The organism is Parafrankia sp. EUN1f, from assembly GCF_000177675.1.
In the GTDB taxonomy this organism is placed as follows: Bacteria; Actinomycetota; Actinomycetes; order Frankiales; family Frankiaceae; genus Parafrankia.
The window spans coordinates 64,499-84,009 of sequence record NZ_ADGX01000003.1; the positions used below are offsets into that span (position 1 = coordinate 64,499).

The 19,511-nt window shown below is 71.2% G+C and carries 17 protein-coding genes; 12 read left to right on the top strand and 5 right to left on the bottom strand.

The genetic code is table 11. The features are described from left to right. Positions 1–100: 100 nt before the first annotated feature. The 3 genes from FREUN1FDRAFT_RS01365 to FREUN1FDRAFT_RS01375 all read left to right on the top strand — a co-directional run bounded on the left by FREUN1FDRAFT_RS01365 (position 101) and on the right by FREUN1FDRAFT_RS01375 (position 2,994). A complete protein-coding gene (locus tag FREUN1FDRAFT_RS01365; protein WP_006538122.1) occupies positions 101–811 on the top strand; it encodes a bifunctional 2-polyprenyl-6-hydroxyphenol methylase/3-demethylubiquinol 3-O-methyltransferase UbiG in 711 nt (236 codons plus the stop codon). Positions 812–875: 64 nt separating this feature from the next. Next, on the top strand, positions 876–1,565 hold the full coding sequence (locus FREUN1FDRAFT_RS01370) for an AIM24 family protein (RefSeq protein WP_006538123.1): 690 nt from the start codon (positions 876–878) through the stop codon (positions 1,563–1,565). Positions 1,566–1,593: 28 nt separating this feature from the next. Then, positions 1,594–2,994 carry a CoA transferase gene (locus FREUN1FDRAFT_RS01375; protein WP_006538124.1) on the top strand — a complete coding sequence of 467 codons (1,401 nt, stop codon included), beginning with the start codon at positions 1,594–1,596 and terminating at the stop codon, positions 2,992–2,994. Positions 2,995–3,291: 297 nt separating this feature from the next. On the opposite strand, the gene FREUN1FDRAFT_RS01380 is transcribed toward FREUN1FDRAFT_RS01375, so the two are convergent. After that, positions 3,292–4,659: a hypothetical protein gene (locus FREUN1FDRAFT_RS01380; RefSeq protein ID WP_006538125.1), complete on the bottom strand. Its 1,368-nt coding sequence runs from the start codon at positions 4,657–4,659 to the stop codon at positions 3,292–3,294. A gap of 589 nt (positions 4,660–5,248) precedes the next feature. On the opposite strand from FREUN1FDRAFT_RS01380, the gene bfr reads away from it, so the two are divergent. The 6 genes from bfr to FREUN1FDRAFT_RS01410 all read left to right on the top strand — a co-directional run bounded on the left by bfr (position 5,249) and on the right by FREUN1FDRAFT_RS01410 (position 10,594). After that, positions 5,249–5,731, top strand: a complete 483-nt coding sequence (gene bfr, locus FREUN1FDRAFT_RS01385) for a bacterioferritin (RefSeq protein ID WP_006538126.1) — start codon at positions 5,249–5,251, stop codon at positions 5,729–5,731. Positions 5,732–6,065: 334 nt separating this feature from the next. Further along, positions 6,066–6,680 (top strand): alpha/beta hydrolase, encoded by a 615-nt coding sequence (locus FREUN1FDRAFT_RS01390; protein WP_006538127.1) that lies wholly within the window; start codon positions 6,066–6,068, stop codon positions 6,678–6,680. A 133-nt stretch (positions 6,681–6,813) separates the two neighbouring features. Beyond that, positions 6,814–7,254 carry a helix-turn-helix transcriptional regulator gene (locus tag FREUN1FDRAFT_RS01395; protein WP_006538128.1) on the top strand — a complete coding sequence of 147 codons (441 nt, stop codon included), beginning with the start codon at positions 6,814–6,816 and terminating at the stop codon, positions 7,252–7,254. Continuing rightward, positions 7,251–8,492, top strand: coding sequence for a cation diffusion facilitator family transporter (locus tag FREUN1FDRAFT_RS01400; protein ID WP_006538129.1), 1,242 nt, complete (start codon positions 7,251–7,253; stop codon positions 8,490–8,492). Before FREUN1FDRAFT_RS01395 ends, FREUN1FDRAFT_RS01400 begins: the two co-directional genes overlap by 4 nt. A 101-nt stretch (positions 8,493–8,593) precedes the next feature. Further along, on the top strand, positions 8,594–10,048 hold the full coding sequence (locus FREUN1FDRAFT_RS01405; RefSeq protein ID WP_006538130.1) for an AAA family ATPase: 1,455 nt from the start codon (positions 8,594–8,596) through the stop codon (positions 10,046–10,048). A gap of 114 nt (positions 10,049–10,162) precedes the next feature. Further along, complete coding sequence (locus FREUN1FDRAFT_RS01410) at positions 10,163–10,594, top strand: CBS domain-containing protein (RefSeq protein WP_006538131.1); 432 nt, start codon at positions 10,163–10,165, stop codon at positions 10,592–10,594. A 24-nt stretch (positions 10,595–10,618) separates the two neighbouring features. Here the strand turns inward: FREUN1FDRAFT_RS01410 and FREUN1FDRAFT_RS01415 are convergent, their stop codons facing one another. From FREUN1FDRAFT_RS01415 to FREUN1FDRAFT_RS01430, 4 genes are all read right to left on the bottom strand, one after another. Continuing rightward, entirely contained in the window at positions 10,619–10,876 is a 258-nt protein-coding gene (locus FREUN1FDRAFT_RS01415; RefSeq protein WP_035948607.1) for a hypothetical protein, read from the bottom strand. 112 nt (positions 10,877–10,988) lie between these two features. Beyond that, positions 10,989–11,624 (bottom strand): response regulator transcription factor, encoded by a 636-nt coding sequence (locus tag FREUN1FDRAFT_RS01420; RefSeq protein ID WP_006538133.1) that lies wholly within the window; start codon positions 11,622–11,624, stop codon positions 10,989–10,991. A 196-nt stretch (positions 11,625–11,820) separates the two neighbouring features. Next, positions 11,821–13,059 (bottom strand): DUF2889 domain-containing protein, encoded by a 1,239-nt coding sequence (locus FREUN1FDRAFT_RS01425; RefSeq protein WP_232294988.1) that lies wholly within the window; start codon positions 13,057–13,059, stop codon positions 11,821–11,823. A 554-nt stretch (positions 13,060–13,613) separates the two neighbouring features. After that, positions 13,614–14,306, bottom strand: a complete 693-nt coding sequence (locus FREUN1FDRAFT_RS01430) for a hypothetical protein (protein WP_232294989.1) — start codon at positions 14,304–14,306, stop codon at positions 13,614–13,616. Positions 14,307–15,160: 854 nt separating this feature from the next. Between FREUN1FDRAFT_RS01430 and FREUN1FDRAFT_RS39345 the strand changes: the two genes are divergently transcribed. From FREUN1FDRAFT_RS39345 to FREUN1FDRAFT_RS01445, 3 genes are all read left to right on the top strand, one after another. Further along, the gene (locus FREUN1FDRAFT_RS39345) at positions 15,161–17,341 is read left to right on the top strand and encodes a tetratricopeptide repeat protein (protein WP_157474188.1); all 2,181 of its coding nucleotides are present in this window, start codon (positions 15,161–15,163) and stop codon (positions 17,339–17,341) included. 269 nt (positions 17,342–17,610) lie between these two features. After that, complete coding sequence (locus FREUN1FDRAFT_RS01440; RefSeq protein WP_035948556.1) at positions 17,611–18,648, top strand: MBL fold metallo-hydrolase; 1,038 nt, start codon at positions 17,611–17,613, stop codon at positions 18,646–18,648. A gap of 314 nt (positions 18,649–18,962) precedes the next feature. Then, positions 18,963–19,331 (top strand): hypothetical protein, encoded by a 369-nt coding sequence (locus FREUN1FDRAFT_RS01445; RefSeq protein WP_232294990.1) that lies wholly within the window; start codon positions 18,963–18,965, stop codon positions 19,329–19,331. The last annotated feature ends 180 nt before the right edge of the window (positions 19,332–19,511 follow it).

Genomic DNA, 19,511 nt, shown 5'->3' on the forward strand with positions numbered 1-19,511 from the left:
TCCGATAGCCTCGGGCGGTGGTGGTTCAGGGTTTGGCCGGCATGCCCGGCCTGGTGAGCGGGCCCGGCCTCGCCGGCACGGCGGGCGGCCGTGGGGCGCGGTGGTGAGTGACACCGCCGCCGTTGACGGTGTGGGTGGGCTCGGTCCGGGCGGGCGGCCCAGCCGCTGGGCGAGCCTGCACGCAACGGGCGGAACCAGCGGAACCTACGACCGCAGGGGGGCCGCCGCGGCCCCCGGCAGCGTGGGTGAGCGTTATGAGCGGCGGTTCGCCGAACTGGCCGCTGCTGGGATGAATGTGCACGGCGAGGCTGCTCTCTGCGCAGCCCTGGTCCCGCCGGGCGGACGGATCCTCGACGCCGGATGCGGTACCGGGCGGGTGGCGATCCGGCTGGCCGAACTGGGCTATGCCTGCACCGGCGTCGACGTCGACCCGTCGATGCTGGCGCGGGCGCGGGCCGCCTCCGACGCTGTCAGCTGGGTGCTCGCTGACCTCGCCGACCTCGCGGATCTGGGTGGCCAGTTCGACCTGGTCGTCGCGGCGGGAAATGTCATACCGCTCCTGGCCGAGGGCTCCGAGGCGCGTGTGGTGCGGGCCCTCGCGGAGCGGGTGCGGCCTGGTGGTCTGCTTGTGGCCGGGTTCGGTCTGGACTCCGCGCACCTTCCACTGCCCCAGGCGCCCTTCGGGCTCGCCGAGTACGACTCGTGGTGCGCACAGGCGGGGCTGGCCCTGGAACGTCGCCTCGCCACCTGGGAAGGCGCCCCGAGCGCACCGGGTGACGGCTACGCGGTCAGCATCCACGGCCGGCGCTGACCGCGGCTCGCGCTGTATGGCCTGTGGCCACGGCACTCGACAAACGTGAGATGGAAAAGGCTCAATGGTGTCCGTGAATCAACCACTCGGGCAGCATGCGGCGGGAAATGACGGTGGGCAGCCGTTCGGCCTGGAATCGGGCGACCGGATGCTGCGGGTTCGCCTCGACGGTGGCGAGATGTACGCGAAGCAGGGGTCGATGGTCGCCTACCGTGGCCAGATCGATTTCGCCTACAAGGGCCAGGGCGTCGGTGGTTATCTTCGGCGTGCGGTGACCGGTGAGGGCCAGGACCTGATGCGGGTCAAGGGGCGTGGCACGGCCTGGTTCGCCGAGTCCGGAAGCCACATCTCGATCTTTCACCTGGACAGCGACCGCCTGACCGTGAACGGCCGCAGTCTGCTTGCCCTGGAATCCGGCGTCCGCTACAAGATCACAACTACGTCGGGGGGCGTCGGCGCGATGATCGCGGGAGGCGTGTTCAACACCGAGGTGTCGGGCACCGGCGGCGTCGCGGTGCTGTGCCTGGGCAGCCCGCTGGTGCTGTCGACCGACGAGCCCGTGTGTGTCGACCGGGACGCGGCCGTCGCCTGGACCGCAGGCGTGCGTACCCGGGTCGTGTCCTCCTTCAAGATCGGAAACCTGTTCGGCCGCTCGTCCGGGGAGCTCGCGCAGATCGAGTACACCGGGCGGGGTGGTTTCGTGGTGGTCCAGTGTGGTGAGATTCCGGCCCGTGGTGCCGAACCGAGCGGCTGACGGTCGCCTTTCGCGGACGGGGCGTGCGGTGGTGGCGGCGACCCCGTGGGCGCTGGCCGAGCTCGGCGACGCCCTGCGCGCCGCGGGCCTTCCCGTGCCGGAGGAGGCCACGACCGGCGGCGGTGGCGGCCCCCGGAGTCGGCCGATGCCGGTGACGCCGACGCACAGTGCCCTGGACTGGGCGGAGTCCGGGCTGATGGCTCTCACCGGTCAGCCGGGGCGGCCACCGGTCGTCCCGGCCGCCCCGGTGCTCGACCGTGCCCGCGCCGCCGCCCAGCTGCTGACAGCCGTGTCGACCCGGCTGGATTCGCCGGTGTTCGTCGATGTCGCGGAGATCCTCGGCGGCCGGGCCGCCCTGCTCGGCCTGCGCCGTGGCGGCACTGTCTCCGCGAACGGCAGCTGCCGGTTGATACGGGCCGCCGACGGCTGGGTGGCAGTCAACCTCGCTCGCCCGGACGATGTCGAGGCCGTCCCCGCACTGCTCGGTGCCGAGATCACGGATGACGTCTGGGACGCGCTGGCCGCGGCATTGCCGCGGTGGCGCAGCCGTGACCTGGTGGAGCGTGCCTGGCTGCTGGGCCTGCCGGTGGCACCGTTGGCCGCCGCCGCCGCTGGCGGCGCTGGTGCTGGTGCTGGCGGTGCTGCCGCTGGCGGCCTCGATCCCGGCTTCGGTTTCGCGGTGGTCCGAGTGTCCGGTGGAGTGACCGGGCGCCGTCCGGCGCCGTCCGGCTCGCCTGGGTCGACGTCGGCTCCCGCCCCGCTCGTGGTCGACCTGTCGTCGCTGTGGGCCGGTCCGCTGGCCGCACGACTCCTGGGGCAGCTGGGCCTGCGGGTGATCAAAGTCGAGAGCGTGCACCGCCCGGACGGGGCACGCCGCGGTGATCCGGACTTCTACCGGTGGCTGCACACGGGCCACGACGAAACCCGTTTCGACTTCAGGGAGCCGGCCGGGCGCGCGGCCCTGCGTGACCTGGTCGAGCAGGCGGATGTCGTCATCGAGGGGTCCCGGCCACGTGCGCTGGCCCAGCTCGGGCTGGACGCGCAGGCCTGGGTGGCGGCCCGGCCCGGGCGGGTCTGGCTGAGCATCACCGGGTACGGGCGGCGTGTCGCCGCGCAGGCCGACGGCGCGGGCCCGGTCGCCTTCGGCGATGACGCGGCGGTGGGTGGGGGCCTGGTGGCCTGGGACCAGACGGCGCAGGGTGGTCCGGTGCCGGTCTTCTGCGGCGACGCGATCGCGGATCCGCTGGCCGGCCTCTTCGGTGCGTTGGCGGTCGCGCTCTGCCGGGCCGGTGGTCGGGGAGCGCTGGTGGACGTGGCGATGCGTGACGTCGCGGCGTTCGTCGCCAGCCCGCGCAGCGGTGTGCGCGGTGGGGGCGGCGGGAGCCGAGCGGGGGTGCCCGTGAGCAGGGCGAACCGCCGTGGGCGGTAACCGGCTCGGATGAGCTCGGCTGGACGGTGCACCAGGCTGGCCGGGACGCTCCGGTGCGTGCCCCGCGGCCTCCGCAGCTGCGCGGCTGAAGCTGCCGCTGGCGGTGAACCCGGGCTGCCCGGTTCCGGCGACCGTGATCCTCAGACCGTGTCCGACAGCGGCGGCAGCCCGTAGCCACGGCTCGAAGATCTGAGGATTTTGGGTGTTCCGGTGACCACGATCCTCAGGTCTTGCTCAGCAGCAGTCACAGCCCGACGACCCGGGCCTGGCTCGCGTGGCACTCCCGGAGGCGCTGCTTCAGACAGGTCGGTCGTGGTCTCCCTGTGCGCTGACGATCTCGGTGGGCGGGTCGACATCCTTCTCGGGGTCGGCGTTGACCCGCCCAGCCCCAGCCCCAGCTCCTGCTCCCGCTCCTGTACCGGCGTCGGCGTCGGCGTCGTGTCGGTCGGTCTCGGAGGCGGCGGCCGCGCCGCGGTGACCGCCGGTGCCGGGCTGTGGGGCCGGCATCTGCAGCACGACCTCGTCGCCGGCAACTGTGACGGCGTCGGCCGTGAGGTCGTCCGGTGAGGGCCACAGTGGCCGGGGCCCGGTCTGGCCTCGCCGCAGCGCCGCGTCGTAGGCGGCGAACCGGTAGGGAAGCCGCTCGAAGTGGGACGGTCGGTCGCCGGCGTGAGGGCCGGTGGCCTGCGGGGAGCGGCGCAGTGTGATCAGCCGGGGTCTACGCATCCGCACGGCCACGGCGCGCGCAGGCGTGCCGGCGATCCAGATTGCCACACCGACCGCGGCGAGCCACAGGCTCCACACCATCCGCGCGAACAACGGCAGCGGTGCCAGGGGCACCAGCCCCGCCGTGGCCGCCGCACCGCCGACGAGCAGCGCGGCGCAGACGAAACCGCCGCCCACGAGAGCCGGACGCGACCACAGCATGCCGCGCACGCGTAGCGAGTCGACCCAGGCCCGGATGATCGCGATGAGAGGGCCGAAGGGGCCGCTGTGGCGGGTCACGCCACGCCCGATCGGGCGCAGCGTGCCGAATGGCCACCACCCGTCGAAGATCGGGTCGATGAAATGGGTGGCTACGAGTGTCGTCCAGGCCGCGAGCAGGAGGGCCCCGAGTGTCTCGCCGGACACGACGCCGGCCGTGACGCGCAGCAGGTCGAAGGTGATCACCTCGGGGGGGATCCGCCCGGGTACCTCGGTCGGGCGAGCGAGCAGGGGGACCCCGACCAGCCAGATCGACCACTCGAAGATCATCATCGTGCTTGCCGCCAGGCTGACCCACAGGAGCAGCCGGCGGGTGCGCCGCCTGGCGTCCAGGTGGGGAGTGGAGTGCGCGGGGCTCGACGGGCCGGTGTCGAGGGGCCCGGTGTGCCAGCCGCCAACGGCGGTGCCCGTGGTGGCGGGCTGTGTGGGCAGCGGATCCCTCGGCGAGGGCCGGATGAGTCTCGTCGTCATGGGGACAAGAAGGAATGCGGCGGTCGCGGCGAGAGCGGCGAAGGGGATGAGCGTGCTCAGGTGCGCGCCCAGGTCCGCGAGGGTCGCCTCGGCCGGCTCGTTGAGCAGATACGGGTAGCCGAAGGCGCGTACCAGTCCCAGCAGGCCCAGGGCGTTGGCGAGCGCGCAGCAGACGAACATGGCACCACCCATGTTCGTACCGCGCTGCATCGGGACCACTCCACCTGCTCGACGGGGTTCCGGGGAACCTGCTACCCACAGAGCGTCGCATGTCTGTAACTCTTCGCGCTCCCGCAGGGTCCGGTGGCCTGCCTTGAGGTGCGGTTGACGCTCGCGGCCGGGTGCACCCGCTCGTCGCGCGATCCGGATGGACGCCGCAATTGGCGCCCCGTGAAACGGCCCGGCTGGACCGTATCGCGACAGGGCGCTTGCGTACGCTCACGTCCTCATTGCGAGTTCAGATCGGCCCGGTCGGGCCGGCGGCCCGTTTTCGCTCCGAGGGCGTGGTGAATCCCGTTCGGTTCAGGTGCGCCAGGGCCGGTCAGCGAAGCCTTCCCTAACTGAGGAAAGGCTAGCCTAAACGGGTGTCGATGTGACCTTCGCGGCTCTCCCGCCGTTATGTGTTCCGCCCATATGTGTGGTTTCCTGTTTCCTGGGCTATTTCGTGGTGGGCGGTGACGGCGGCCAGCTGGCTTGCCGTGCCGGGCATGCCGAGGTAGTCCGTTCAGGGCGGTCGCGGGCGCGGCCGTCCGGGAGGGCGTCGTCCGTGGTCGGCTGACGCGAGAGGCGAGTGAGGGAGATGGCGACGGTGCGTGGCGACAAGGACATCATCGACCTGTTGAACCGGGTACTGACGAACGAACTGACAGCCATCAACCAGTACTTCCTGCATTCCCGGATGCAGCGGAACTGGGGTTATCGGCGCATGGCGGAGTACTACTACCACGAATCGATCGACGAGATGCGACACGCAGACGCTCTGATTGAGCGCGTGCTCTATCTGGACGGTCTACCCAATCTGCAGCGGCTGCACTCCCTGCGGATTGGTGAGACGGTGCCCGAGCAGCTCGAGACCGACCGCTCGCAGGAGGATGAGGCCGTGGAGCTGCTCCGCGGCGGAATCGCGTTGTGCCGTTCGAAGAACGACGTGGGATCGGCCGTTCTGCTGGAGAAGATCCTGGTCTCCGAAGAAGAGCACATCGACTGGCTGGACGCCCAGCTCACGCTCATCGAGCAGCTCGGCGCGACGAACTACCTGACTCAGCAGATCCACGAGAGCTGAGAGGCGCAGCGCGCCCGGCTCAGGCCGGGAAGCTGCTCCCGGCGCCCGGCTGGCGCTCCTGGGGCGGAGCGCCTTGCCGGGCGCGGTTCGGCGCGGCCACGGTGCGATCGGCGCTGCCCGGGATTTCGGGCAGCGCCGACCGGTGGTGTGGAGGCGGTCCGGGGTGTCGTCCGCCGGACACGGACTACCTCGTGCGCGTGCTGCCGTGGCGCTCGGCCGAGGGGGATAGTGTGCCTGGCCGGAAAGATCCGCGCTCACACGTTGTTGTGAGCGTCATGCCCCGCCGTGGGCCGCGACGGCGCAACGGAGCGCCAGAGAAGGAGAACACGGCTTCATGACGCCCCTGACCGCAACAATCAGCCCCCGGCTGGCCGAACACGACACAGACCCGGCCGGTCGCCTCGCCGGAGAGACCGTCCGGGCGACCGTCGCCATGCTCACGGGCCGGGGGGAGAGCCCGAAGCCCTACGAGTGGCTCGCCGCGCGGCTCGCGCTCGACGGCTACAGCGCCGCGATCGTGCCGGGCGGCGTCAACGTCGCTCGTGCCGTCGGTGAGGTCCGCCGGCCAGGGCTGCCCTTCGTCCTGCTCGGCTCCGACTCGGGGGCACTGGCCGCGCTGGCGATGGCGGGCTCACCGGCCGTGCGCCCCGACGGCCTCGCCCTGCTCGGGCTGCCGCTGCTGCATGTGCCCGTCGCGGGTATCCCGGTCGCGGATCCGCCGCCGCGGGTTCTGCCCGACATCCCCATACTCCTCGTGCACGGCCGAGATGATCAGATCAGTCCGCTTTCGCTGGTGCGGATGACAACCCGGACGGCCACCCGCGCGGATCTCACTGTGGTCCCGGGCGGGCACTCGGTGCTGGCCGGGCCGGGCCGGCGCTGCGTGCCGGCCCGTGTGCTCCTGTTCATCGAGGAGCTCATCGACCGCATCGACCGCATCGACGGCTGAGCGCGGACCCGGGCGGTGCTCCCGGGTGGTGGTACTGGGCGGATGGGCCTGCCGGAGCGTGCCGGGTGGCCCATCCGCATCAGGAGATAGTTCAGGGTCGCCTGATGTCAGCGTCCGCTGTACTGTTCAGTACATGGTGAAGCTTGTGGCGCATGGAGAGGTGCTGGCGAGGTTCGGGCACGCGCTGTCCGATCCGACCAGGGCACGGCTCCTTCTGGTGCTACGCAAGGGTCCCTCCTATCCCACGGAACTCGCCGAGATCCTTTCGGTGAGCAGGACGAACCTGTCGAACCATCTGGCGTGCCTTCGGGGCTGCGGCCTCGTGGTCGCGGTGTCCGAGGGCCGGCGGCTGAGGTACGAACTGGCGGACTCCGCTCTCGCGCACGCGTTGGACGACCTGCTCAGCGTGGTTCTCGCCGTGGATCCCGACCACGCCCATGACGACCATGCCCATGACGATCTGCTCGACGCACCCGCGCCGCTTCACGCGGAGCTGTCGACGGCAGAGCTCTCCCCGGCCGGCGTGGCCGTGGCAGGAGCCGAGTCCGGCCGTGACGATCGGCCGGACCGGTGAGCTCCTCCGACTCCGAGGCCCGCCGGCGGCGTGACGTTCACGACCATGTCCCGCGGCAGCCCCGGGGCATTGGTGTCGCGGCACCGACGGCTCCGGCGGCTCCGGCGGCTCCGGCGGCTCCGGCGGCTCCGACGGCTCCGGCGGCTCCGACGGCTCCGGCGGCTCCGGCGGGCGGCGATGGCGCGGCGCACGGCGGAGCCGACCATGGCCACGGAGGGCGCACGCACGGCTCCCACGGGCACGCCCACGATGCCGGCGGGCACCACGCCGACGAGCACGGTGCCGGCGGGCACTCGTCGCGCAGCTACACCTCCCAGGCCCGCAGGCTGGCGATCGCGACCGCGGCGAACGTCGCGATCGTCATCGGCCAGGGCGCTGCCGGCCTGATCGTCGGTTCGGTCGCACTGTTCGCGGACGCGGCGCACAACCTCGCCGATGCCGCGGGCGTCGCGTTCGCCCTGGTCGCACTGAGACTGGCTCGCCAGGAACCGTCCGCCACCCGCACCTTCGGCGGGTTGCGCTGGCCCGTGCTCGCTGCCCAGGCCAACGCCGCCAGCGTGCTGGTGGCCACCACGCTCGTCTGTGTCGAGGCGGTCAGCCGGCTCGCCCATCCCGGGCGCATCGACGGTTTCGTCGTGCTGGTGGTCGCGCTGGCAGCGGCCGTCGGCAACGGCCTCAGCGCACTGCTCGTCCACGAGCGGCACGGCGACCTCAACACCCGTGCGGCCGTCATCCACCTGGCTGCCGACTGCCTGGTCTCGGTGGCGGTGGCCGGGTCAGGTCTCGTCATCTGGCTGACGGACGGCTGGTACTGGCTCGACCCGGTGCTCTCGCTCGTGGTCGCGGCGCTGATCGGCGTCCAGGGCCTGCGCCTGCTGGCGCAGACGTCCCGGGTGCTGCTCGAGGCGACTCCTGCCGGCCTGGACCTGGCCGCGGTCCACGGGGACGTGCTCGCGGTGGACGGTGTCACCGGGGTGCATGACATGCACGTCTGGAGCCTGTCGGACCGGGTCTTCGCCGCCAGCGCCCACATCGAGGTGGCCGGGCATCCGACGCTGGAGGAAGCCCGTACGGTCGCGGGCCGGGTCAAGGTGATGCTGGCCGACAGGTACGGCGTCGAGCACGCCACGGTGGAGACCGAGTGCGAGCCGTGTGCGCCGACCGGCAGCGACCCCTGTGGTGTCCGCGCGGTGATGACCCGGCACGCGGCCCGGATGGTTCCGGCGCACCGCCACTGACACGCCGGTCGCCGGCGGATGACCGGGCGACCGCTCCACTCGGCTCCCGGGCGGGCACACCCAGGTACGGGGCTTGTCCGTCCGAGCCGAGGGAGAACCAGGTGAACAGCTCGACGACGTCCAGGACGTCCGGCCAGCAGGCCGACGTGGCGCCGCCGCCCGGGGCGACCCGTCGCGGCGGCGGGGGACACCAGACCACCATGTCCACGGTCGAGACCGCGCACTCGACCCTGTTCTTCGTCTCCGACCGTGTCTTCAAGATGCCCAAACACGCGGCCGTCGGCAAGGCGGATCTGCGCCGCCGGGAGGCGCGTGAGGAGGCCTGCCGCGCGGAGATCGTCCGGAACCGGCCGTTCGCGCCCGGGGTCTACCTGGGGGTCGCCGACGTCCGGGACGGCGCGGGCGCGCCGGTCGAGCACATGGTGGTCATGCGCCGGCTGCCCAGCGAACGCCGGCTCTCGGAGCTGCTCGCACGCGGCGAGCCGGTCGAGGAGCCGCTGCGGGAGGTCGCGCGGGCCCTCGTGACCTTCCACGAACAGTGTGAGACGTCCGCCGAGACCGCCGAGCACGGGCGGCTGCGGGATCTGGAAGCCGCCTGGCTGGCGGCGATCGAGGGGCTCACACCCTTCCAGGGGACCATGCTGAACGCGGCGGAGATCGCCGAGATCGACGAGCTGGGCCAGCGCTACCTGCGTGGGCGCCGGCCACTGATCGACGGGCGGGCCGCCCGCGGACGCATCCGTGACGGGCATGGCAACCTGGTGGCCGAGCACGTCTTCTGCCTGGATGACGGGCCGCGGATCCTGGACCGGCTCTCGGCCGACGACGGCCGGCGCATCGCCGATGTTCTGGCGGACGAGTCCGTGCTGGCCGTGGATCTCGAGCTGCGCGGCGCGCCGCAGCTGACCGGCCCGTTCTTCCGGTGGTGCGCGGACTTCGCGGGGGAGACCCACCCGCCCTCGCTCGCCGACTTCTACATGGCGCACCGGGCGATCGTGCTTGCGGGGGAGACCGCGGTACGCGCCCACCTGGGGGATGAGACCGCGACGGGCGAGGCCCGGCGCCTGGTCCGGATAGCGCTGGAGCATCTGCGCCGGGCCCGGGTGCGGCTCGTCCTGGTCGGCGGAGCGCCGGGAAGCGTCAGGGCCGCCTTCGCGGAGCGTCTCATCGGGGACGAGGACGGCTGGGTGCTGCTCGCCTCGGACGCCATTCGCGGTGAGCTCGCGGTGGAACGCGAGCTTGTGCCACCCGACGCCGACGTGCGCGGTCAGAGCCTGGCGGGCTCGGGCTCGGACTTGGGTGCGGGCTCGGCGCGCGAGTTCGGCTCGGATGACGAGGTCTATGCCGAGCTGCTGCGCCGGGCACGTGAGGCGCTGGAGCGCGGTGACAGTGTGATCGTGCAGGCACGCTGGTCGGCGGCCGAGGCGCGGGAGAGGGCGTCCGCCGTCGCCGCGCGGACCTGGTCGGACCTCATCGAGCTCGACAGCTTCGACGCCCGCTTCTCGCTCGACAAGGCAGTGCGCGATGGGCGACTCGCCCTCGGCATCGCATCCTGATCGTGTGTATGTGATTACTTTGGGTATGTCATGGTCGGAAGTCGCGCGGGACGAACGCGCCACGACGCGGCGCAGCGCGAAGGACCGGGCAGCACCGACGGAGGGGGAACTCCCATGACAACGGCTCGAGACATCATGCACGGCGAGGCACGGTGCATCGGGGCGGACGAGCCGCTGACCAACGCCGCCCGCATGATGCGTGACCTCGGTGTCGGGGCGCTGCCGATCTGCGGCGCCGACGACCGGCTGGGCGGGATCATCACCGACCGGGACATCGTCATCCACTGTCTGGCGGAGGGGAAGGACCCCGCGAAGGTCTGTGCCGGCGACCTGGGCCAGGGCAAGCCCTTCTACGTGGGCGCCGACGCCGATCTGGATACCGTGCTCGACCAGATGATCTCGCATCGCGTGATGCGAATGCCGGTCATCGACAACAAGCGTCTCGTCGGCATGATCAGCGAGGCCGACCTCGCCAGGAACCTCCCAGGCGAGAAGATCGGCGCGCTCGTCGAAGCGATCAAGAGCGGGCCGGCTGACCAGCGCTGATCGATACCGCGCCGTGGGCGGGTGTCAGGTCGGATGCGCGCCCACGGCGCTGCGGATCTCGCGGCCGATGCCGCCGCTCTGGCGGGCGCAGTGCGCGCAGCAGAAGAAGCGCCCGGACACCTCGACGCCGTGGCCGATGACCCGGCAGTCGCAGTGCTCACATCGAGGCGCCAGCTTCTGGACGGCGCATTCGAAGCAGTCGAAGTGGTAGGTCTCCCCGGAGACCACACGCACCTCGAAGGCCATCCAGTACTCGTTTCCGCAGGTGTCGCAGGTCCGCAGGGCGGACTCACTGTTCAGCACGCCTCCAGACGCTACGTGCAGCACCCTGCTGATCGCATTCCGTGGCCGAGGTCGAGGGTTCCGAAAGGCCTGAGGTCAGGCCTTTCCGGGCTCAGGCCTTGAGGCGTGCGGCGAACACGGCGGCCTGGGTTCTGCTGGTCAGCCCGAGCTTGCCCAGAATCGCGGACACGTAGTTCTTCACCGTCTTCTCCGACAGATGGACGCACGCGGCGATCTGCCGGTTCGTCATGCCCTCGGCGATCAGCCGGAGAATCTGCCGTTCCCGTGCGCCGAGCGCGGAGAGCTGCTCGTCCTCGACGGGCTCGTCCCGCAGGCGGGCCAGGACCTTCTGGGTGACGGCCGGGTCGAGCAGCGACCGGCCGGCCGCGATCGTTCGGATCGCCCCCACGAGGTCGTTGCCTCTGATCTGTTTCAGCAGGTACCCGGAGGCGCCCGCCATGATCGCCGCGAACAGCGCGTCGTCGTCGTCATAGGAGGTGAGGATGAGGCAGCCGACGGTTGGCTGTGTGGAACGGATCTCGCGGCACACCTCGATGCCGTTGCCATCGGGCAGCCGGGCGTCGAGCACTGCGACATCGGGCCGGGCGGCCGGTATGCGCCGCAGGGCGGAAGCCGCGGTGGAGGCCTCACCGACGACCTCGATGTCCCCGGAGTCCTCCAACATCTCGCGGATGCCCCGGCGGACGATTTCGTGATCGTCCAGGAGGAAGACGCGAACTCCAGTCATGATCAAGAAACTACTCGCACGAAGGCGCCTGTCGGGCGCCCGGCGAGCAGGTCAGCCGGTATGGACCCCCGTGGGCAGGACTTTTGTCCGGGTGTCCTGATATCGAAAGACACAGTGACATGGTGTGCGTTTCGCAGCGCCCCTCCGGCCTGTCCACGAAAATCCGCGCCCGGGCTGGCAGCCATGACATGTCAGCTCAGTCGGTACTGGGCGCTCCGAGAAACCCGATCAGTACGGGAAGGTCGCCGAGCGCGCGCAGAGTGTCATTGAGATGCGTGCATGTCGAGGTTCCGACGAAGGTCCGGCCGATCGTGCGGCGCAGATCGGTGGCGGGCATGCCCACGATGCGCCCGGCGCTGCCGAGAGCTTCGGGGCACTCGGCTCCCGGGAGCACCCCCGCCCGGGCCACCGAACGAGTGAACAGCCCCGCCTCGTCCACATCGGCGGCGACACCGTACTCGTGCACGACGAACTCACGCCCGGGTGCCTCCAGGTAGGAGTCACGCAGCAGCGCGTCGACCCTGACCGCGACCCCGGGCGTGCCCTGGGCCGGGATGACGTCGATGCGGCGCAGCCGCCGCATGGCGTGCGTCGACATCGGCGGCAACGGATGCCACCCGAGGGGATCCTCCGCCACGGCGAGATCGCCGGCCGGGACACTGATCGGGCGGATCGGAGACGTTCGATCGCCGGACTGGTCCCCGCTCCGGACGGCGTCCCGATCGGCTCGGCGGTCGGCGGACAGGCGCGCGAGCAGCCCCTCACGCTGCCACCCGGCGCAGACATCGATCATCGGGTTGCCACCCGACTCCGCTCCCGCGTTCGGGCGGGACTCCGAGCGGTGGATGCCGTTGCGCCCCAGTGCCGCTCCCGACACGAGCACCGTGACCGGGACGTCGTCCAGGAGCTGGCCGAGCAGCAGACGGGCCATGGCCATGCGGGCCGTGCCCTGCGCGCCGTCCTCCGGGTGGTCCGTGCTGTCCGGCCGGGCCGCGAGCACCTGGCGGGCGGCGGCGCGGAAGCCGGCGCGCGACGAGGTACCGACCAGGCTCGCCAGGCCGGGCACCGCCGGCTCGGATTCGATCTCCAGGATCGTCCCGGGTGCCGCCATGTAGTCGATCACCAGGCGCAGCCGAGCCTCGCCGAGCACGGTGGCGCCACCGGTCGAGGTGGTCATCAGATCGCGGCCGGTGCTGGTCAGATGCAGCAGACCGGTGAGGCCCTGCGGGCGCTCCATCATGACTGAGATCGTCCGTCGGACGGAGCCGGGCTGGCGCGCCGGCGTGCCGTGAACCGAGCCGGTGGTGCCGGGCCACAGCCCGGAGTCATCCGGTGCGGCGGTGACCGGGCGACGGCCGGTGGCGGCGTGCCGGACCCCGACGCCGCCAGGCCTGGCGGCGTCCTCGACGGAGCGGGGCCGGCCGGTGGACGGCACGCGCGGAACGGGTCGGCCGGGCGCCGGCCGAAGAGGAGATGCCTGGGCGGCCGAAGGTGCCGTCTGACCGTGCGCCATGCGCATACTCCGATCACTGCTTCCCGCCGCGCGCATCCGACCGGCGCGGCTTCCCGCGGCCCGCGTTCCATGAACCCGTATTCGACGGATGCGACTTCGAGTCCATGGCGGGCGCGGCTATCCGGACCCAAGGGTATGGCGCGCTACCGGCGAATCCGTCCCCTGGCGGTGATGGCGCTTTTCACAGCGACCGCTGTGGGTGTGACCTGCGCCGCGCGATCGTTGGGTCATCCGGCGGCGCAGTGTCACTGAGCCGTTTCCGTCTCACGGCCTGTAGTCAGGGCTGGGTCAGGTCCGAGCCGACGACGGAAAAGGCTCACTCGTGGTTCTTCCGCGGTGAGGAGTCGGCTGTTTGGAATTCAGCGGGAAAAATGTGATTTCGGTGACGCGGGGGTCTGCGGGGCGTCCGGCGGGTTGGGCGAGCACGGCGGGCGAGGTGGCCGGGCGGGCCGAGTGCGCCAGGTGGTCAGAAGTGGTCAGGATGTCGGTGTGGTCCGGGGCTGGAACGCGTCGGTCGGGACCGCTGCGGGCACCGGACTGCCGTATTCCGTGAAGGTGACCTCGAACCTGTCGTTCGCGTCGTTGAAGACCTGCCGCAGCGGTACGGGCTGGCCGACATTCGCGACGAACAACGAGGCGGTCTTCGTGGCGACCCGTACCGCGGGCTGGCGCTGTTCGGTCACCTGCTCCACGGTCGCGTCCTCACCTCCGTCGATGTCGGCCTTCAGGTCCAGGATCGCGTCGGCCGCGCTGTTGATCGACAGGTCATCGTCGGCCGCCCCGACCGGGCCGGTGTTGATCCACTGATCGGTCCTGGCTCCCGGGTACGGCCCGGCGGCGCTCGGGCCGCGGACGTACGCGACCCCGGCGACCCGCAGAATTTCCACCCGTTGCCCGTTTCCGTCGAGTACGCCGGTGACCGTGCCATCCGCGGTCATCCGTAACTCTGCTGACGAGGGTGTGCCGTCCTCGGTGCCGCGGCCGAGATACCGCACGCTGCTGGTCGCTTTCAGCGCCTGGGCCGCGGTCGCGACGATCTCGCTGGCTGGCCTGGACTCGAGACCGTTGCTGGAGCCGGCCGCCAGGCGGTTCGCGGCCGCGGTGGCGGTGGGCTTTTCGGCGTCGTTGCCGCCTCCGCCGCAGGCCGCCAGCGCGAGTGAGAGTCCCACCGCGGCGGTCAGGGTGGCTGCCCGAGACAATTGAGTGCGCGGATTTCTCATCGTCGACCTTTCTGGGCGCCGGACCGGCGACGGCGTGGCAGCCCCACGGGGTGTCGGTGGCCCGGTTGGAAATGGGTGGGTCCCGGTCCCTCGTGCGGAATGCCCACGGGGGACGTCGCGGACGATACGAGCATTTATGAGGACATGCATCAGAACGATTAGTCCACTGCTCGGCGAGTCCCGGCCCGGGTGGCATCGACGCCGGATCGGTGGACTGACCGTGACTCGAATCTCCGCGCCGGGTGACCGTGGCCGCCGACTCGCGCGTTCCGTGAGCTGGCCAAGGAGGGCCCGGGTTCCGGTCCGGATATCGCCGGGCCCAGTCCCTCGCGGCCGGCTGTCCGGTGCGCGGCGGCTGACCTCGGTGGCCCCATCGTGCCCACGTCCGGCGGCGGCCCGCGAATCCCGCTGGCCCGGTACCCGTGTTCTTGACGGGATTTCCGGGACGATCAGCCTTACCATTCGCAGGCCTGTGGGGGAGCCCGGCCAGGAACACCGGCCCGGCTGCTGCCGCCTTTCATCCTGTGCTGGCTGTGCCGGGGAAGGAGGAGTGTCGTTCGAGGCGTCGGGTAATGGGACTCCGCACGCGGTGCCGTCCCCGCGGCCGGGTTCTGCTACCGGTGCCAGGCGCCACGAAACGATCGGAAGTGGGGAGCGGCAACGCGCATGTTGTGGTGGATTGAGCCTTTTCTGGCATCGGTTCGGACCTGCGGCATCCCCGGCTGCGCACCGTGAGACGGAAAAGCCTCATTGTCGGTGTTGAAAGACGGGCGAACATTTTGACGGCGCCAGAGACGATGCGGGTGGCCAGCGATTCCGGCCGGCTGCCGCCGGTGTGGAACGTGCGGCAACGCGATCCGCATTTCGTGGGGCGGGACGACGAGCTCGTGCGCATCCATCGGGCGCTGCGCGGGGCGGCTTCGCCCGGCCCCGCCGTGGGAGCACGCGGCGTCGGCATTGTCTGCGCCGTCGGGGCGGACGAGGCCGGCGGAGTCGGCCGCTCCGAGCTGGCCGTCGAGTACGCCCATCGCCACCACGGTTGCTACGGCCTGGTGTGGTGGGTGGACGCGCAGACCCCGGCGCGGGCCGAGTCGTGTCTGCTGGGCCTGGCCGCGATCCTCGTGCCGGACGTGACGGGGCCGGGTACCACCGTGCTGCGGGGGCTCTGGGCCGAGCTTTCCCGGCGTGCGGACTGGCTGCTGATCTACGACGACGTCGACGCGCCGCTGGACCTGGGGATCGCCGCACCGCCCGACACGGGGCACGTCATCATGATCGGCCGTGCGCCCGAGGTCGGCCGGCTCATGCCGACCCTGGTGGAGCTCGGTGACCTCGATCGGGCCGATTCGATCCGGCTGCTGCGGCGACATGACACCCGGGCCAGTGAAGCGGAGGCGGCCCTGCTCGCGGCAACCGTCGGTGACCTGCCGCTCGCGCTCGCGCAGGCCGGTCACTTCCTGGCCGGGACGGGGCTGTCGATCGCGGCCTACCTGCGCCGGCTCGACGAGCTGCACGCGCCCGGGACGGCCGAGACGCCCGGGATGGCCGAGACGCCCGGGACGGCCGAGGTCGCTGGGACGGCTGAGGCTGGCGGGGCTGCGAACGAGGCCTCCGGCGGCGGTGGTCTGCCCAGGATCGTGGCCACCAGCCGCGCCTGGCTGGAACGTGACAGTCCGGCGACGGCCGAGATCCTGGACGGGCTGGCCCTCCTGGCGACCGCCCCGTTTCCTCGCGTGGTTGCCGACGGCGTCGATGTGATTGGTGGTGAGCTGCTCCGGCTCGGGCTGGTCTGGCGCGACGTGGCCGAGATTCGGGTGCACCCGCTGGTGCGGAAATGGCTCCGGGCAGGGCTCGGGGGCGAGGAACGGAGGCACCGAGCGCTGCGCGGCGCGCTGCGACTGCTCACCCTGGCCGGCCGCGATCTTCATGACGGCGCTGAGGTGGGTCACCGGTCCCACCTCACGCAGCTGGAGCCGCACGTACAGGCCGTCTCGGCCTGGATGGACGCGGCCGGCCCGGCCGGAGCCGAGGCCGAAAGCGCGGAGTTCCGTCGGCTGACGTTGCTCGTTGTGGACTTTCTGCATCGCTCGGGGCGGTACGAGGAGGGCCGCGGGCTGAGCGGGCCCGTGCGATGCCGCTGGGCCCGGGACCTCGGCCCGGATCACCCGGATGTGCTCACCGCCGCTGTGGTCGAAGCCTCGATCCTGCTGGACGGCCTCGGCGCGGACGGCGGCCACGCCACCGAGGCCGGCTTCGGTGGCGCGCCGGCGCCGGCGGCAGGGCCGGCGCCGCCGGCAGGGTCAGCACCAGCGCCAGCTGCGACGGCTGCGGTGGTGACGGCGCGGATGCTTCTGACACAGGCGCACAGCCGCCGGCTGCGGACACTCGGTCCGGAGCATCGCGAGGTGCTCGTCGTGGCGAGCAGCCTCGCCCGCGCACACGGTGAGATCGGTGACCGCGCCGAGGCGGTGCGGCTGTACCGGGACACGCTTGGCCGCCAGCGCGACCGGTTCGGCCCGGACGATCCCGACACGTTGCGGTCGGCGCACGGCCTCGGCGACATCCTGACCCGGCTCGGGGAGTTCGCGGAGGCTGACATCCTGCTTCGGGACACCCATGACCGGCGGGCCCGCCGGTGTGGCACCGACCATCTGGACACCCAGACCACCGCATTCGTCCTGGGGGTGGCTCTGCGTGGTCTCGCTCTGCCGTGCGAGGCCCGTGTCCTCCACGAGCAGGTACTGGCGTGGGCTCGGCGACAGCTCGGCCACGAGCACCCCCGGACGCTGGACGCGGCCCTGCAGCTCGCGCTGGACCTGGTGGCCCTCGGTGAGGTGGGCCGGGGACGTGACCTGTTCACCGAGGTGATCGGCTGGGAGGTGTTCGGCTGGTTCGACGAGCCACCGACGGGCCCGGGCACGTGGGTGCCGCGGTGGGCGGCACGCCATCGGACCGAGATCGCGAAACTTTGGTCGGGCGGATGACCGGCCATCCTGCCTTCTGCACCGGCGGTCTGTTTGGGCTACCGTTCGATTAGTAGTAAAGATATATCGAATAATGTCGTCGCGTCCTGCTGGCGTCGACCGCGTGGGCCCTGGTTGGCCGGGTGATCGTGACAGCGCCGGTGACCGTGAGTGCGCGGTGCGCGGCCCTGGCTCCTGTGGGGCACCGGTCGAGCTGCCCGCGAACGCGCAGCGGAGTGGAGGCGTGACCGGATGAGGGAAGCTGACTGTCGTACCAGCGTGATCAGCGCGTGACCGGGGTGGCGCGTCGGTCGGGCCCGCAACTGCCCCCGGTGGAACGGCTCCGGCCAGGTCTGTGGAGCATCCCGGTCCCGCTGCCGACCGCCGGGCTGACCCACGTCTTCATGTATCTGTTCGAGACCGATCGCGGTGCCTACGTAATCGACTCCGGCTGGGACACCGACGCGGCCTTCGCCGCCGTCGAGGCGGGACTGGCCGTCGCCGGATACTCCGTCACGGATCTGCGCGGCATCATGCCCACCCACATGCATCCCGACCACTACGGGCTCGCCGGGCGGCTGCGGGAGGCGTCCGGGGCCTGGATCGCGTTGCATCCCGCGGACGCCGCGCTGCTGCGCGCGCACCCGCTCGAACCGGCGGATCTGTTCCGGAACCTCAACGCGGAGATGCTGCGCGCGGGCGCACCGCCGAGCGCCATGCGCGCGTTCGCCGCGGAGAAGCTGCCACCCGGTCCGTTCCCGGCGGCTGCCAGCCCTGACATCCTGCTCGACGACGGCGACCGCCCGGACGTCCCCGGCTGGGACCTGCGGGCCGTCTGGACACCGGGGCACTCCCCGGGGCATCTGTGCTTCTGGGAGCCGGCGAACCGACTGCTGCTCTCCGGCGATCACGTGCTGCCCCGCATCACGCCGAACATCCCGTTCGGGGCCGCGGTCGGGGATGATCCGCTGGGGGACTACCTGCGTTCCCTGGACAAGGTCGACGCCCTGCCCGCCGAGGCAACGCTCCCCGCGCACGAATACCGCTTCGACGGCCTGTCGGACCGGGTCGCGCAGCTGCGCAGGCATCACGACCAACGTTTCGGCGAGGTGCTGGCCACGTTGGACGATGGTCCGGCGACCGCCTGGGAGGTCGCGAGCCGGATGGAGTGGTCACGGCCCTGGGATGAGATCGAGGGCTTCATGAAACGCAGCGCCGTGGCCGAGGCGCTGGCGCACCTGCGCGCCCTGGAGTGCCGCGGCGTGGTCGTGGAGCGTGCGGGCGAGCCGCCGACCTGGCGTCGCCGTGCCGCGGTGACCGACAGCTGAGTCGGGGGTCGTGACCGATCTCTGCTCGGTCCGCATCAATCAGTAGTTATGGTCCCGAGCTGGTCCGGATGTCGCCAGCCTGGACCACCGAAAGTGTAGTCAGCACTGATCCTCTTCGCCGATATTTCCTCTTGCCGAGGACGGATCCGGGGTTCGCCACTACGATTTGGACGATGATCGTTGCGAGTGGGCTTCGTCGTTCAGACAACGGTGCGGCATTGTTCCACCGGCTCCGTGAGGGCGTTCTTACGCTCGATCCGGTCGTTGAGGGAATGCTCCGCCACACGGCTGGCACGATTGTGTGGGGTGCGCTGATGGAAATCGGTGCCGAAGAGGGAACGGTAACGGTCGTCTCGTTGGCCGACGGCACTACGAGCCTGTACGCGAGCGCTGGCGGCGGTGCGGTCGGGGGCGGCGTCCACAGCACGGTGGTCGCCGCCACCCGTCGCTTCCTGCAGGTGACGGAAGCACACCTGACCAGCTTCGAGGCGGACGGCGAGCGAGCGCCGGTACCGGCGGCGGGTCACATCGTGTTCAGGGCGCTGACCTACGGTGGGCGCCGATACGCCGAGGCGGCCGAGAAGGACCTCCGTGAACCCGGCCACAGCCTTTCACCGCTTTACCAGGCTGGGTATTCCGTAATCAGCAGGCTACGTTTCGTCGAGGCGGTCGGGGCATTCTAGGTGGCGACGGGTCGTGCTGCTTCCGGTGACCCCCGAGGGATGATCCGGTGGCGCCGCGTGATTTCTGCGTAAAACTTCTCCTGTCGTCGAAGCGGTTGATGGTGGTCGCCGGCTTCGAGGGGGCGGCTCTTCCTCTTTTCGCCGTGATCCGTGGATGGAACGGTTTGTCGCGCCCGTCGT

Coding starts and splice junctions, on each gene's coding strand:
- FREUN1FDRAFT_RS01445 (WP_232294990.1), top strand. CDS start 18,963: ATGGAAATCGGTGCCGAAGAGGGAACGGTAACGGTCGTCTCGTTGGCC.
- FREUN1FDRAFT_RS01390 (WP_006538127.1), top strand. CDS start 6,066: ATGACGCCCCTGACCGCAACAATCAGCCCCCGGCTGGCCGAACACGAC.
- FREUN1FDRAFT_RS01395 (WP_006538128.1), top strand. CDS start 6,814: ATGGTGAAGCTTGTGGCGCATGGAGAGGTGCTGGCGAGGTTCGGGCAC.
- FREUN1FDRAFT_RS01380 (WP_006538125.1), bottom strand. CDS start 4,659: ATGCAGCGCGGTACGAACATGGGTGGTGCCATGTTCGTCTGCTGCGCG.
- bfr (WP_006538126.1), top strand. CDS start 5,249: ATGGCGACGGTGCGTGGCGACAAGGACATCATCGACCTGTTGAACCGG.
- FREUN1FDRAFT_RS01370 (WP_006538123.1), top strand. CDS start 876: ATGGTGTCCGTGAATCAACCACTCGGGCAGCATGCGGCGGGAAATGAC.
- FREUN1FDRAFT_RS01420 (WP_006538133.1), bottom strand. CDS start 11,624: ATGACTGGAGTTCGCGTCTTCCTCCTGGACGATCACGAAATCGTCCGC.
- FREUN1FDRAFT_RS01410 (WP_006538131.1), top strand. CDS start 10,163: ATGACAACGGCTCGAGACATCATGCACGGCGAGGCACGGTGCATCGGG.